General features: G+C 43.1%; 8 protein-coding genes, 21 tRNA genes, 1 rRNA gene and 1 riboswitch. Of the genes, 29 read left to right on the plus strand and 1 reads right to left on the minus strand.

What is annotated here, in order from left to right; all coding sequences use genetic code 11:
* The 27 genes from rrf to HCJ55_RS05490 all read left to right on the plus strand — a co-directional run.
* A 5S ribosomal RNA gene (gene rrf / locus HCJ55_RS14045) occupies nt 1-76 on the plus strand; the annotation flags it as partial.
* A gap of 9 nt (nt 77-85) precedes the next feature.
* Nucleotides 86-158 (plus strand) — tRNA-Val (locus HCJ55_RS05365).
* Between the two features lie 8 nt (nt 159-166).
* Nucleotides 167-242 (plus strand) — tRNA-Thr (locus HCJ55_RS05370).
* 39 nt (nt 243-281) lie between these two features.
* Nucleotides 282-354: transfer RNA gene (locus HCJ55_RS05375), tRNA-Lys, on the plus strand.
* Between the two features lie 6 nt (nt 355-360).
* Nucleotides 361-442 (plus strand) — tRNA-Leu (locus HCJ55_RS05380).
* Between the two features lie 15 nt (nt 443-457).
* A tRNA-Gly gene (locus HCJ55_RS05385) sits at nt 458-529 on the plus strand.
* Between the two features lie 21 nt (nt 530-550).
* Nucleotides 551-636 (plus strand) — tRNA-Leu (locus HCJ55_RS05390).
* A gap of 12 nt (nt 637-648) precedes the next feature.
* Nucleotides 649-722, plus strand: a tRNA-Arg gene (locus HCJ55_RS05395).
* A gap of 10 nt (nt 723-732) precedes the next feature.
* A tRNA-Pro gene (locus tag HCJ55_RS05400) sits at nt 733-806 on the plus strand.
* A 22-nt stretch (nt 807-828) separates the two neighbouring features.
* A tRNA-Ala gene (locus HCJ55_RS05405) sits at nt 829-901 on the plus strand.
* A gap of 50 nt (nt 902-951) precedes the next feature.
* Nucleotides 952-1,025 (plus strand) — tRNA-Met (locus HCJ55_RS05410).
* Nucleotides 1,026-1,036: 11 nt separating this feature from the next.
* Nucleotides 1,037-1,110: transfer RNA gene (locus tag HCJ55_RS05415), tRNA-Ile, on the plus strand.
* A 22-nt stretch (nt 1,111-1,132) separates the two neighbouring features.
* Nucleotides 1,133-1,222 (plus strand) — tRNA-Ser (locus HCJ55_RS05420).
* Nucleotides 1,223-1,265: 43 nt separating this feature from the next.
* A tRNA-Met gene (locus HCJ55_RS05425) sits at nt 1,266-1,339 on the plus strand.
* Nucleotides 1,340-1,343: 4 nt separating this feature from the next.
* A tRNA-Asp gene (locus HCJ55_RS05430) sits at nt 1,344-1,419 on the plus strand.
* Nucleotides 1,420-1,423: 4 nt separating this feature from the next.
* A tRNA-Phe gene (locus tag HCJ55_RS05435) sits at nt 1,424-1,496 on the plus strand.
* 28 nt (nt 1,497-1,524) lie between these two features.
* Nucleotides 1,525-1,597 (plus strand) — tRNA-His (locus HCJ55_RS05440).
* Nucleotides 1,598-1,621: 24 nt separating this feature from the next.
* Nucleotides 1,622-1,692: transfer RNA gene (locus HCJ55_RS05445), tRNA-Gly, on the plus strand.
* Nucleotides 1,693-1,717: 25 nt separating this feature from the next.
* Nucleotides 1,718-1,791 (plus strand) — tRNA-Ile (locus tag HCJ55_RS05450).
* 6 nt (nt 1,792-1,797) lie between these two features.
* A tRNA-Asn gene (locus HCJ55_RS05455) sits at nt 1,798-1,870 on the plus strand.
* A gap of 35 nt (nt 1,871-1,905) precedes the next feature.
* A tRNA-Ser gene (locus HCJ55_RS05460) sits at nt 1,906-1,996 on the plus strand.
* Nucleotides 1,997-2,000: 4 nt separating this feature from the next.
* Nucleotides 2,001-2,072, plus strand: a tRNA-Glu gene (locus tag HCJ55_RS05465).
* 63 nt (nt 2,073-2,135) lie between these two features.
* Nucleotides 2,136-3,311: an MFS transporter gene (locus tag HCJ55_RS05470; RefSeq protein WP_185506957.1), complete on the plus strand. Its 1,176-nt coding sequence runs from the start codon at nt 2,136-2,138 to the stop codon at nt 3,309-3,311.
* A gap of 76 nt (nt 3,312-3,387) precedes the next feature.
* Nucleotides 3,388-3,494, plus strand: a riboswitch (SAM riboswitch).
* Nucleotides 3,495-3,600: 106 nt separating this feature from the next.
* The gene (gene metE / locus HCJ55_RS05475) at nt 3,601-5,898 is read left to right on the plus strand and encodes a 5-methyltetrahydropteroyltriglutamate--homocysteine S-methyltransferase (RefSeq protein WP_185517655.1); all 2,298 of its coding nucleotides are present in this window, start codon (nt 3,601-3,603) and stop codon (nt 5,896-5,898) included.
* A 21-nt stretch (nt 5,899-5,919) separates the two neighbouring features.
* Nucleotides 5,920-7,044: an aminotransferase class I/II-fold pyridoxal phosphate-dependent enzyme gene (locus tag HCJ55_RS05480; protein ID WP_185502368.1), complete on the plus strand. Its 1,125-nt coding sequence runs from the start codon at nt 5,920-5,922 to the stop codon at nt 7,042-7,044.
* Nucleotides 7,037-8,209: a cystathionine beta-lyase gene (gene metC / locus HCJ55_RS05485; RefSeq protein WP_185506959.1), complete on the plus strand. Its 1,173-nt coding sequence runs from the start codon at nt 7,037-7,039 to the stop codon at nt 8,207-8,209. The genes HCJ55_RS05480 and metC overlap by 8 nt, the downstream gene beginning before the upstream one ends.
* Nucleotides 8,206-10,059 carry a bifunctional homocysteine S-methyltransferase/methylenetetrahydrofolate reductase gene (locus tag HCJ55_RS05490; RefSeq protein ID WP_185517376.1) on the plus strand — a complete coding sequence of 618 codons (1,854 nt, stop codon included), beginning with the start codon at nt 8,206-8,208 and terminating at the stop codon, nt 10,057-10,059. Before metC ends, HCJ55_RS05490 begins: the two co-directional genes overlap by 4 nt.
* A 32-nt stretch (nt 10,060-10,091) precedes the next feature.
* Here HCJ55_RS05490 and HCJ55_RS05495 read toward each other — a convergent pair whose 3' ends face one another.
* On the minus strand, nt 10,092-11,030 hold the full coding sequence (locus HCJ55_RS05495) for a 1,4-dihydroxy-2-naphthoate polyprenyltransferase (RefSeq protein ID WP_008948034.1): 939 nt from the start codon (nt 11,028-11,030) through the stop codon (nt 10,092-10,094).
* Between the two features lie 174 nt (nt 11,031-11,204).
* Between HCJ55_RS05495 and HCJ55_RS05500 the strand changes: the two genes are divergently transcribed.
* Both HCJ55_RS05500 and menD read left to right on the plus strand, forming a co-directional pair.
* On the plus strand, nt 11,205-12,593 hold the full coding sequence (locus HCJ55_RS05500; RefSeq protein ID WP_185502364.1) for an isochorismate synthase: 1,389 nt from the start codon (nt 11,205-11,207) through the stop codon (nt 12,591-12,593).
* Entirely contained in the window at nt 12,590-14,332 is a 1,743-nt protein-coding gene (gene menD / locus HCJ55_RS05505) for a 2-succinyl-5-enolpyruvyl-6-hydroxy-3-cyclohexene-1-carboxylic-acid synthase (protein ID WP_185517378.1), read from the plus strand. Before HCJ55_RS05500 ends, menD begins: the two co-directional genes overlap by 4 nt.
* Nucleotide 14,333 lies beyond the last annotated feature (1 nt).

Below are 14,333 nucleotides of genomic sequence, written 5' to 3' on the forward strand. Positions count from 1 at the left end.
CGAACACGGTAGTTAAGCTTCTCCGCGCCAATGGTAGTTGGGGGCTTCCCCCTGCGAGAGTAGGTCGCTGCCGGGCAGTATTTCTGGAGGTTTAGCTCAGCTGGGAGAGCATCTGCCTTACAAGCAGAGGGTCAGCGGTTCGATCCCGTTAACCTCCATTTTTTATGCCGGCTTAGCTCAGTTGGTAGAGCAACTGATTTGTAATCAGTAGGTCGCGAGTTCGACTCTTGCAGCCGGCACCATTAATATTATCTTTATAATAGTATATATTTTATTGTAGAGAGCCGTTAGCTCAGTTGGTAGAGCATCTGACTTTTAATCAGAGGGTCGCTGGTTCGAACCCAGCACGGCTCACTTTTTGCGGGTGTGGCGGAATTGGCAGACGCACCAGATTTAGGATCTGGCGCCGCGAGGCGTGGGGGTTCAAGTCCCTTCACCCGCACTTATTATACAATATGCGGAAGTAGTTCAGTGGTAGAACATCACCTTGCCAAGGTGGGGGTCGCGGGTTCGAACCCCGTCTTCCGCTTGTTTACAAAAGTTCCAATATGCCGGGGTGGCGGAACTGGCAGACGCACAGGACTTAAAATCCTGCGGATAGTGATATCCGTACCGGTTCGATTCCGGTCCTCGGCATTATTTTTATTTGCGCCCATAGCTCAACTGGATAGAGTACTTGACTACGAATCAAGCGGTTAGAGGTTCGACTCCTCTTGGGCGCACTTTATTAAACGGGAAGTAGCTCAGCTTGGTAGAGCACTTGGTTTGGGACCAAGGGGTCGCAGGTTCGAATCCTGTCTTCCCGATAGTTTAATCCCTTATTATTATGGGGCCTTAGCTCAGCTGGGAGAGCGCCTGCTTTGCACGCAGGAGGTCAGCGGTTCGATCCCGCTAGGCTCCACTTGCTTCACATTTAACCACATAAGTAGAAAATGGTAGCCTTATTATTATGGCGGCGTAGCTCAGCTGGCTAGAGCGTTCGGTTCATACCCGAAAGGTCGTGGGTTCGACTCCCTCCGCCGCTATTTTCAATCTTGGACCTTTAGCTCAGTTGGTTAGAGCAGACGGCTCATAACCGTCCGGTCGCAGGTTCGAGTCCTGCAAGGTCCACTTGTCACTTTATTATTATCATGGAGGAATACCCAAGTCTGGCTGAAGGGATCGGTCTTGAAAACCGACAGGCGGGTAATACCGCGCGGGGGTTCGAATCCCTCTTCCTCCGTTTTTTCACTTGTGATATGTGGACTAAAATTTAATATTATTGTCGCGGGGTGGAGCAGTCTGGTAGCTCGTCGGGCTCATAACCCGAAGGTCGTAGGTTCAAATCCTGCCCCCGCAATAGTGGTTCCGTGGTGTAGGGGTTAACATGCCTGCCTGTCACGCAGGAGATCGCGGGTTCAAATCCCGTCGGGACCGCCATTATGGCTTGGTAGCTCAGTTGGTAGAGCACTTGATTGAAGCTCAAGGTGTCGGCAGTTCGATTCTGTCCCAAGCCATTCTTTTTTTAAACAATTTTGCCTTATGGCGGATATGGCGAAGTGGTTAACGCACCTGATTGTGGTTCAGGCATTCGTGGGTTCGATTCCCATTATCCGCCCTTTGTTTTTAAAATTTATATTATGCGGGTGTAGTTTAGTGGTAAAACTACAGCCTTCCAAGCTGTTGTCGTGGGTTCGATTCCCATCACCCGCTTTTTACCATAAAATAGTTTTACTGAGGGCCTATAGCTCAGCTGGTTAGAGCGCACGCCTGATAAGCGTGAGGTCGATGGTTCGAGTCCATTTAGGCCCATTTTATTCCACAGTAGCTCAGTTGGTAGAGCAATCGGCTGTTAACCGATCGGTCGCAGGTTCGAGTCCTGCCTGTGGAGTTATTCTTTAAATGAGAATAGAATTTTTTATATCTGGGGAAGTACTCAAGTGGCTGAAGAGGCGCCCCTGCTAAGGGTGTAGGTCGCTCGCGCGGCGCGAGGGTTCAAATCCCTCCTTCTCCGCCAGATTGGCCCGTTGGTCAAGCGGTTAAGACACCGCCCTTTCACGGCGGTAACACGGGTTCGAATCCCGTACGGGTCATCCTAAAAAACAATGTCGATTATGGCATTGTTTTTTTATTTACTATGTTTTTGGAGGTAGCAAATGGGATCAAAAGGGAAGTTTTGGATTTTAACAATGGTTGTAGCGATTTCGGGGCTGTCACAAGGGGTGTTATTGCCGCTTATTGCAATCATATTAGAAGAGAATGGTATTAGTGCAGGAATTAATGGATTTCATGCTACAGGGATCTATTTAGGAGTTTTACTTATTTCTCCGTTTATTGAGGCACCACTGCATAAATATGGTTATAAGCCGATTATTTTAGTTGGGGGAGGGCTAGTTGCGGTTGCAATTTTGGCTTTTCCAATTTGGTTTAATTTATATTTTTGGTTTATATTGCGGTTGCTCATTGGTGTGGGGGATCATATGTTACATTTTTCATCGCAGACTTGGATTGGTGCTATGAGTGATGCTAGTAAGCGTGGTCGGAATATGGCGATCTATGGATTGTTTTTCTCATTGGGATTTGCAATAGGGCCACAATTGGTCAATTTGGCAAAAATAAATGCAAACTTACCTTTCTTTTTATCTGGGATTTTAGTGTTGATTGCTTGGGGGCTAGTTTGGTTTATTCGAAATGATTTTGTTGGAGAAAAGGCGGTTATTCGGAAAATTTCTTTTTTTGGGAGTTTGAAGCGCTTTTCAGATGTTTTTAAGTTGGCTTGGGTCGCGATGATTCCGCCATTTTTGTATGGGATTTTGGAAACTGGGCTGAATGCAACTTTTCCGGTTGTAGGACTTCGTGATGGACTCGATACGATGATGATAGCAATGATAATTTCTTCTTTTTCGGTGGGGACGATTATTTTTCAAGTGCCGATTGGGATTGTTAGTGATAAATTTGGTCGTGGGAAGGTGTTACCACTTTTGACGGGAGCGGGGGCGGTTGTTTTTGTGTTGACTGCTTTTGTTAAGATGCCTGTTTTATATGTGATTTTCTTCTTTGTTTTGGGGATATTACTTGGGTCGCTTTACTCGCTGGGGTTGTCTTATATGACTGATTTGACACCACTGGAATTGCTTCCGGCTGGGAATATTTTGGTTGGAATGTGCTTTAGCTTGGGGAGCATTATTGGGCCGAGTGCGACTGGAATGATGATTGGGATTTTTGGAAATCAAATATTTTATTTTGTGGTGGCAGGAATGCTTGTTTTAGGCTGTTTGTTGTTAGCTTTTGGAGCACGGAAAGATGCTTTAGAAAAGAAAATGGAAATTTAATGATTGACAGTTTTTAGGTGCAAGTGGTATGATGATTTCAATCCAATTTAAGTGATTAAAAAAACTAAATAAATTGCTCTTATAATGAGTGGTAGAGGGACTGGCCCGTTGAAACCCGGCAACCTTTCAATACGTTGAAAAGGTGCTAAATCCTGCGAAGTGTGATGCTTCGAGAGATAAGAGAGACTTAAAAAGTTTCAGTGTATTTGTGTATCGAAACTTCCAAACCTCTCTAGTTCTCTAGGGAGGTTTTTTATTGGCAAAAAATCGAGAGGATAAGGTGATAGGTATGGTAAAGGCGATTAGTTCAAACTTGGGGTATCCGAGACTTGGGGAGAAACGTGAATGGAAACGTGCGTTAGAAAAATTCTGGAATGGTGCGATTTCAGAAGAGGAATTGTTGGCTGAAACGAAGGCTCTACGATTGCATGCGCTGAAAAAGCAACAAGACAAAGGAATTGATTTGATTCCGGTGGGTGATTTTAGTTTTTATGATCAAGTGCTTGATACGAGTGTGACATTTGGGATTATTCCAAAACGTTTTCAGCATGATGGTGGGAAAGTTTCGCTAAATACATATTTTGATATTGCACGTGGTAAAAGTGACGCGGTTGCTTCTGAAATGACTAAATGGTTTAATACTAACTATCACTATATTGTTCCTGAACTGGCGGATGCGGATCCGAAAGTGTTGGATAATCGGGCGCTTTATTATTACGAAGAAGCGAAAAAAGAGCTTGGTATTGAAGGTAAGCCAGTGCTTGTTGGTCCGGTTACTTACTTAAAACTTGGAAAAGGGAACGATGCGGAAAATTTTGAAGCGTTATTAGATAAATTTATTCCGGCGTATGTGGAAATTTTGAAAGAGCTTGAGCGGGCTGGTGCTAAGTGGGTGCAAATTGATGAGCCTTATCTGGCAACTAGCTTTGATAAATCAGAAATTAAGTTATTTGAAAAAGTGTATCAGGCGTTTCAAACCGCGGTACCAAATTTGAAAATCGAGTTGCAAACTTATTTTGAAAGTTTGGATTATTATGAAGAGGTTGTTAATTTACCGGTAGCGGCGGTTGGGATTGATTTTGTTCATGATCATGGCGATTCGCTCAAAGCGTTGAAGGCTCATGGGTTCCCGGAAGATAAATATTTAGCGGCTGGTGTGATTGATGGTCGGAATGTTTGGCGGAGTGACTTGGATGCAAAACTTTCGCTACTTACTGAGATTGCGGATTATGTGGCGGATGGGAAATTGATTGTGCAGCCTTCCAACTCCTTACTACATGTGCCAGTGACGAAATTGAGCGAACCAGATTTGGATGAAGTGATTCTCGGTGGTTTATCGTTTGCTGATCAGAAATTAGATGAAATTGCCATTTTGACGAAGGCTTTGACGGATGGTGCGGAAAGTGTGGCGGCTGAGCTTGAAGAAGCTCGTGCGGCAGTGACGGCGCTTAATGAATCGAGTCACCGAAACAATTTAGAAGTGCAAGAAGCGATTGCGAATTTGGAAAATGTTCGGGTTGACCGGGAGTTGCCATTTGCGGAACGGATTAAATTGCAGCATGCTTGGTTGAATTTACCGCTATTTCCAACAACGACAATCGGAAGTTTCCCACAATCGCCGGAAGTTCGGAAAACTCGGGCTGATTGGTTAAAAGGTAATATTACGGATGCGGAATATAATGTTTTTATTGAAAAGGAAACGGCGCGCTGGATTAAAATTCAAGAGGATTTAGATATTGATGTATTGGTCCACGGCGAATTTGAACGGACAGATATGGTGGAATATTTCGGGCAAAAATTGGCTGGTTTCCAAGCAACGAAATTTGGTTGGGTGCAATCATATGGTTCGAGAGCGGTTCGTCCGCCACTTATCTACGGGGATGTTGCTTTTACAGAAGAAATTACGGTGAAAGAAAGTGTCTATGCCCAGTCGTTAACGAAACGTCCGGTCAAGGGAATGCTTACTGCGCCAGTCACTATTATCAATTGGAGTTTCGTTCGTGATGATGTTCCTGAAAGTGTCGTTGCGAATCAAGTTGGACTCGCACTTCGTAAAGAGGTAGAAGCCTTAGAACGTAATGGCATTAAAGTGATTCAAGTCGATGAGCCGGCTTTACGTGAAGGTTTGCCGCTGAAACAAGCTAGATGGGAAAAATATTTAAATGATGCGGTTTATTCGTTTAAATTAACAACTGCTTCGGTACAAAATGATACGCAAATTCATACACATATGTGTTATTCGGATTTTGACGATATTATTGATACGATTAGTGCTTTGGATGCGGATGTTATTTCAATTGAAACGTCAAGAAGCCACGGGGAGATTATTTCGACGTTTGAAGAAGTGACATACGATAAGGAAATTGGCCTTGGGGTTTATGATATTCATAGTCCACGTGTTCCAACTGTGACAGAAATTAAAGACAATATTCGCCGGGCGTTACGGGCAATTGATGCGAAACAATTTTGGATTAACCCGGATTGTGGGTTGAAAACGCGGAAAGAACCTGAAACGATTGCGGCGCTGCAAGATATGATTAAAGCGACTAAAGAAGTTCGTGCGGAATATCAAGTATTAGAGAAATAAAGGAATGGAGGAGAGGTAATTATGGCAAAGCTGAAACAAGAGACGATAGCAGCGCAAATTGGAAATAGAAAATGTGAAAGAACGGGTGCTGTCAATATGCCAGTCTACTTCTCTACAGCTTACCAGCATGCCGATCTTGGAGTATCAACGGGGTATGATTATACTAGAACTGGAAATCCGACGCGAGATGCTTTGCAAGAAGCACTCGCGGAACTAGAAAATGGGACGCATGCTTTTGCAACGAGTTCAGGGATGAGCGCGATTCAACTCGTTTTCCAGCTTTTTAAAACCGGCGAACATATTATTAGCTCGCAGGATTTGTACGGGGGGACTTTTAGATATTTTGAACAGTTTGGTGCGCAATATCAGATTGGATTTTCTTATTGGGACGGGGCGGAGATTACTGATTTGGAAAAATTGGTTCGTCCGGAAACGAAGGCAATTTTTATTGAAACGCCTACTAATCCATTGATGCAGGAAACAGATATTGCGGCTGTTGCGGAATGGGCACATGCGCATGATTTGCTTGTGATTGTGGATAATACGTTTTATACGCCGGTTTTACAGCAACCGTTAACTTTGGGCGCGGATATTGTGATTCATAGCGCGACGAAGTATCTTGGTGGACATAATGATGTGCTAGCCGGGGCGGTAATTGTAAAAGAGGAACAACTTGGGAAATTCTTTTTTGATCAGTTGAATGCGACGGGGACGGTGCTATCGCCATTTGATAGTTGGTTATTGATTCGTGGACTCAAGACGTTGGTTTTACGTGTGAGACAGCATCAAGCGAATGCGCAGAAAATCGCGGCGTTTTTGGAAGAGCATGAGCTGGTGGAGGAAGTGCGCTATCCGGGACGCGGTGGGATGATTAGTTTCTTTATTAAAGATGCGTCGCTCGTATCGCCACTTTTGAAAGAGCTGGAATTGTTTACTTTTGCGGAAAGTTTAGGCGGGGTGGAGAGTTTGATTACTTATCCCACAACGCAGACGCATGCAGATATTCCGGTGGAGTTGCGAAATTCGTATGGACTGACGGATAAATTGTTGCGCATTTCGGTGGGGATTGAAGCGAGTGAGGATTTGATTGCTGACTTAGCTAAGGCGCTTGATACGGTTTTGGAAGGGGTGACCGCTCGTGGTTAAAGAATATGCGCAAGATACGGCTGTGATTAAAGCGAGTTTAGGGATTGATAAAGAGACCGGTGCGCTGAATACGCCCATTCATTTATCATCTACTTTCCATCAGCATGACTTTGACAACTATCATGCGTATGATTATGCGAGAAGCGGGAATCCAACGAGAGAAAAAGTGGAACAAGCCATTGCGGAACTGGAAGGTGGAACGAACGGTTTTGCCTTTGCTAGTGGAATGGCTGCTGTTTCTGCGGCGCTTTTTACACTTTCAAAAGGGGATCATTTTATTATTGCGAAAGATGTGTATGGCGGGACGTTTCGTTTGGTGGAGCAAGTGTTGCCGCGATTTGGGATTACGCATACGTTTGTTGATACGACGAACATTGATGAGGTGGCGAAGGCTTTTCAGGCGAATACAAAGCTGGTTTACTTGGAAACGCCGTCTAATCCGTTGTTGCATGTGACGGATATTCGGACGGTGGCCAAACTTGCGAAAGCGAATGGTTGCTATACATTTGTCGATAATACGTTTTTAACGCCGCTGCTTCAAAAGCCGTTAGAGCTAGGTGCGGACTTGGTTATTCATAGTGCGACGAAGTTTCTTGGCGGACATAGTGATATTTTGGCAGGGCTTGTTGTTACTAATAATCCTAATCTGGCTGAAGCAGTGTACTTTTTGCAAAATTCGACTGGTGGGGTTCTTGGAGTGCAGGATTCGTGGTTGTTATTGCGCGGACTAAAAACACTTTCTGTGCGGATGAAGGCTGGGACGGAAACGGCGGAGAAAATTGCGCTATTTTTAAATGCGGAACCAGATGTGGTTGCGGTGCATTATCCGGGGTTGCCATCTCATGCGGGCTATGACATTCAAGTGGAACAGGCGACAAGTGGCGGAGCTGTTTTATCGTTTGATTTAGGTAGTGAAGAAGCGGTGCGGGAACTAGTAACACATTTGGAATTGCCGGTATTTTCAGTGAGTTTAGGTGCGGTGGAGAGTATTTTATCGTATCCTGCAAAAATGTCTCATGCGGCTGTTCCGGAAGAGGAGCGTTTGGCACAAGGAATTACACCAGGATTATTACGTTTTTCCGCTGGTTTAGAAGATGCCGATGATTTAATTGCTGATTTGAAACAAGCACTTTCGTTCATTAAGAAAGGAAGTGTCGTCAAGTGAATTTAAGAAAAGATTTAAGTGAAAAAGTATTAATTGCTGACGGCGCGATGGGCACTTTGCTTTATTCTTACGGGGTGGATCGTTCGTTTGAGGAGCTGAATTTGTCTCATCCGGAAGATATTGTCGCGATTCATAAAGCGTATATTGGTGCTGGGGCGGATATTATCCAAACGAATACATATGGTGCCAATTATATTAAATTAGCGCGATATGGTTTAGAGGATGAAGTGAAGCGGATTAATCAAGCGGCGATTCGGTTGGCGAAGGAAGCTGCCAGAGGGACTGGAACGTATATTTTCGGCACGATTGGTGGGATAAATGGGGCAGTGGATGCAAGACTTCCGGCGGCTCCACTTGAAGAAATTAAGCGTAGTTTCAGGGAGCAGCTATACTGTTTTTTGTTAGACGGTGTGGATGCGATTTTGCTGGAAACGTATTATGATTTAGATGAGCTTAAAACAGTACTAAAAATTCTGCGTGAAACGACCGATTTGCCAGTGGTTGCGAATGTTTCGATGCATGAACCGGGCATACTGCAAAATGGGCAAAAATTACCGGATGCGCTGGAGGAATTGATTGCGCTTGGGGCGGATGTCGTTGGTATTAATTGCCGACTTGGTCCATATCACATGGCGCGTGCTCTGGAAACAGTGCCGCTTTATGATAAAGCGTATTTGGCTGTTTATCCGAATGCTAGTTTGCCAGAAATGCAAGAAGGTAAAGTCATTTATCAATCGGATACGGATTATTTTGCGCAATATGGTGAGGTTTTTCGTCAAGAAGGCGCTCGGATTATTGGTGGTTGTTGTGGGACGACTCCAGACCACATCCGTGCTTTACGTGAAGGGCTGGAATCGACGAAGCCTATTTTAGAAAAAGAAGTGCGACCGATTTTGGAACTTGTTCCGGAAGAATTGGAAGACGCGGAGTCAGGTGAGCGATTGCTTGATAAAGTGAAGGAACGTTTGACGATTTTAGTTGAACTGGATCCACCGCGGACTTTTGATACAACGAAATTTTTTGAAGGGGCCAAGGCGCTTGACGCGGCAGGGGTTGATGCGATTACGATTTCGGATAATTCACTTGCGACGCCGCGGATTAGTAATATGGCGCTGGCTTCGATTTTGAAGCATGAGTATGGGATTAAACCACTCATTCATTTGACGACGAGGGATCATAATTTGGTTGGGATGCACTCACATGTTATGGGATTTCATAAATTGGGGTTACATGATGTGCTGGCGATTACTGGTGATCCAACTAAGGTAGGGGATTTTCCCGGAGCTTCGTCAGTGTTTGATTTAAGATCAGTGGAGTTAGTTCAGCTGATTAAAAAATTTAATGCTGGGATTTCTTATACTGGGAAGTCGCTGAAAGAAAAGGCGCGATTCCATGTTGGCGCAGCGTTTAATCCGAATGTGCTGAACTTAGAAAAAGCGGTTCGGTTAATTGAGCGAAAAGTGGAATACGGTGCCGATTATATTATTACCCAGCCAATTTATGACGTGAATAAAGCTGTTTTACTAAAGGAGGCCTTGCAAAAAGCAAAGATTGATGTGCCACTTTTCATTGGGGTTATGCCACTTTTATCGAGTCGGAATGCGGAATTTCTTCATAATGAGGTTCCCGGAATTCGTTTGACCGATGAGGTGCGTGAGCGAATGAGAGAAGCGGAAGAGCACGGACACGCTAATGAAGAAGGTATGGCGATCGCGCGCGAGTTAGTGGATGCGATTTGTGAGCATTTTCAAGGGATTTATATTATTACGCCATTTTTGCGGTATGATTTATCGATTGAACTGGCGAAATATGTTCAAAACAAACAGCAAGTCCAAATTGTTTCCAAATAAAAAACTGGTTGTCGTTATGACAACCAGTTTTTTTACATGAATAAGTTTCGAGATAATAGGCTTAAAAGGTAAGCAAGCGCTAGTGTGATTCCAAAGATAGTTAATGCTTTGGAAGTGGATTTCATCGCTGGAACCATTGTGATTGGCGACGTTTTACCAATGAAGCGGCGAACGGCACGAACGGCTTCTGGCAAACTTAGTAAAATTAACAGTGTCCACCACGGAGCATCTTGCGTAAAAATAAGGGAAATCTCAAATACATAACTGAAAAGAAAGGCTGCTGCGAACAATACGGTTGCCCATTTACGTCCAAGCAAGATAGCTAAAGTCAAACGACCATTTTTCTTATCAGGTACTAAATCACGAATACTATTGGCAAGTAGCAAGTTACCGACAAGTACCATAACTGGAATGGATACATATACGATAAACATACTAATAAATTCGGCTTGGATGTAGAAGGATATGAAAGTTATAATTCCTCCCATGAAGAAGCCTGCCATGATTTCACCAAATGGCGTATAAGCGATTGGATATGGCCCGCCCGTATAAAGGAAACCAACTAACATACAAATAGCACCAAGTAAGCCAACATACCAATTTAACTCGAAGGATAAATAAACACCGCCGAGAATCGATAAAATGTATAAAAAGATTGCGAGGAACAAAATGAATCCGGGACGCATACCGTTACGAACGATAGCACCACCATTGCCGACCGAGTGCTCATCATCTTGCCCTTTTTTATAATCAAAATATTCATTGAATAAATTGGCGGATGTTTGTATGAAGAAACAAGCAATTAGCATGACGATAAAACGTGTAAAATGAAAACTGGTGTAGCTCATTGCGACCGATGTTCCAAGAAATACCGGAACAAAAGAGGCTACAAGTGTATGGGGGCGAAGTAACGTCCACCATTTTTGAAAACCAGTTTGTTTCGTAAGTGCAGATTTTGAGGCATTAGCCATGTTTTTCTCTCCTTTTTCACTTCCATATGTTTCAGATGTCTACCCTTCATTTTAGGGAAATATTGCAACGGCGTCAATAATTAATGACGAAATGAAAGAAAAAACGCAAACCAAGCAGTTTAGCTCCATTTTTGGTATAATAGAAGATGTGAATGTAAAAGGAGAGATAAGCATATGAATACTAAATTGCCTCTTGATTTATTTAATCAAGCGAAACGTAGCGCAAGCCAAGATCAACCGGCTCTATTTAGCTGGGTAACTGAGTTAGATGAATTAGTGTCTCCAGTCAAATTGTTTAAAAAAGCTGGTACTGCTTTTAAAGGTGAACGTTTTTTCTGGCAAAATCCAGAAATGACGCTGACGATGACCGGTTTTGGTGTAACGAAACAATTTTTGGCGGAGAAGAAAAAAGATGCTTTTCTTGGACTGCAAGAGAAAATTGAAAAAAGGCTACGCACTAGTGTAACGAATGCTACAGTAGATGCAACTGGCCCAATTTACTTTGGTGGTTTTGCCTTTGATCCTGAACGTGATACAGAGAAAGAATGGCAAAGTTTCAAAGATGGCTTGTTTTACTTACCGTTATTTATGTTGACGAATAAAGATGGTAAAAGTTACTTAACGGTCAACCTGTCCATTTATTCAGACGATACGGAAAGTAAATTAGAAGCTGTTTTTAATCAATGGCAAAAAATCATTCATCAAGAGGTTAATGAAGCTGAAATGGCGTTACTGACAGATTTCAAGGAGATAGGCAAAGAGCATTTCCTAGAAACTGCGAGTGAAATTATCGATATGATTAATCATTCAGAAGACGTGAAAAAAGTTGTTCTAGCTAGACGCATGGGGCTACGGTTCCAGCGCCAAGTAGATAGCGCAATTATTTTAGAAAATATGCTAGCAACACAAGAAAATAGTTATTTCTTCCTGATTGAAAAGGGAACAGGGGTCTTTTTCGGAGCAACTCCAGAAAGATTACTGGCTGTAAATGGGGATACGATTCACTCATCATGCGTGGCTGGTTCTACGGAGCGTGGCGCTACTGAAGAAGCGGACAAAGCATTAGGAAACGCGTTACTAAAAGATGCCAAAAATTTACGAGAGCATTCTTATGTTGTACAAATGATGGAAGAAACGTTAAAACCATTTACAACAGGGCTATCGTTATCTAGTCAACCCGTACTTTTGAAAAATCGCGATATTCAACATTTATATATGAATATTTCCGCGAAGAAAAAACCAGAAGTTTCGATGTTAGAAATGGTGAAAGCTCTTCATCCAACGCCAGCACTTGGCGGCTTACCTCAAAAAATGGGGCTAGCGATTATTCGTATGAAGGAAGAAATGGACCGTGGATTTTACGGTGCACCGATTGGTTGGATTGATTTAAAAGGCTCTGGTGAGTTCGCCGTTGCCATTCGTTCTGGCTTAATTGTTGATTCGCAAGGGTTAATCTATGCTGGTTGCGGGATTGTTGGTGATTCTGTACCACAAGAAGAATTAAAAGAAACGGCGGTTAAATTCCAACCGATGTTACGCGTATTAGGAGGCATAAAGAAATGACAAACCACGAACAAGTGCTGACAGATTATCTAGCTGCATTTATTGAGGAACTCGTGCAAGCCGGTGTGAAAGAAGCAATTATTAGCCCGGGTTCACGTTCTACTCCGCTTGCACTGATGATGGCAGAACATCCGATTTTGAAAATTTATGTGGATGTTGACGAACGCTCGGCTGGCTTTTTTGCACTAGGTCTGGCGAAGGCTTCAAAACGTCCAGTTGTTCTGCTTTGTACTTCTGGAACTGCGGCGGCAAACTATTTCCCAGCAGTTGTTGAAGCGAATTTGTCACAGATTCCACTGATTGTTTTAACCGCTGATCGTCCGCATGAGCTTCGAAATGTCGGGGCTCCACAAGCGATGGATCAGTTACATTTATATGGTTCGCATGTCAAAGATTTTACCGATATGGCGCTTCCTGAAAATAGCGATGAAATGCTTCGTTATGCAAAATGGCATGGCAGTCGCGCGGTGGATATCGCAATGAAAACTCCACGTGGCCCAGTCCATCTGAATTTCCCATTGCGGGAACCACTTGTACCGATTTTAGAGCCTTCACCATTTATCGCAACCGGAAAAAAACATCATCACGTACATATTTATTATACGCATGAAGTGTTGGACGATAGCTCGATTCAAAAAATGGTGACGGAATGTATTGGCAAAAAAGGAGTTTTCGTCGTAGGTCCAATCGATAAAAAAGAATTGGAACAGCCGATGGTTGATTTAGCGAAAAAACTAGGTTGGCCGATTTTAGCAGATCCGCTTTCTGGACTCCGTTCTTACGGGGCGATGGATGAAGTGGTGATTGACCAATATGATGCGTTTTTAAAAGAAGCAGATCTTTTGGCTAATTTAACACCGGAAGTCGTGATTCGTTTCGGAAGTATGCCCGTTTCTAAACCACTTAAAAATTGGTTAGAACAACTGGCAGATATTCGTTTTTACGTGGTGGATCCTGGAGCTGCTTGGAAAGATCCGATTAAAGCAGTAACGGATATGATTCACTGTGACGAGCGATTTTTACTAGATATTATGCAACAAAATATGCCAGATGATGCGAAAAATGCTGCGTGGTTAAACAGATGGACTGCTTACAATAAAGTTGCTCGTGAAATCGTTATGTCAGAAATGGCGAATACAACTACTTTAGAAGAAGGTAAGATTGTTGCAGAATTACGTCGCTTATTGCCGGATAAAGCGGGATTATTTATTGGTAACAGTATGCCAATTCGCGATGTTGACACGTATTTCCCACAAATTGATAAGAAAATAAAAATGCTTGCAAACCGCGGCGCGAATGGTATTGATGGAGTTGTTTCTTCGGCGTTAGGTGCTAGTGTCGTGTTCCAACCGATGTTTTTACTAATTGGTGATTTGTCATTTTATCATGATATGAATGGTTTGCTTATGGCGAAAAAATATAAGATGAATCTGACTATTATTATCGTCAATAATGACGGTGGTGGGATATTCTCGTTTTTACCGCAAGCAAATGAACCAAAATATTTCGAGTCGCTATTTGGTACTTCAACCGAGCTTGATTTTCGCTTTGCTGCTGCATTTTACGATGCGGACTATCATGAGGCGAAAACGACTGATGAGCTGGAAGAAGCAATTGATAAAGCTGGTTACCACAAAGGTTTGGATATTATCGAAGTGAAAACAAATCGTCACGAAAATAAAGCAAACCACCAATCACTTTGGGCTAAAATTGCGGACGCATTAAAGGCATTAGATTAAT

It is taken from the genome of Listeria marthii, from assembly GCF_014227425.1.
GTDB lineage: Bacteria > Bacillota > Bacilli > Lactobacillales > Listeriaceae > Listeria > Listeria marthii.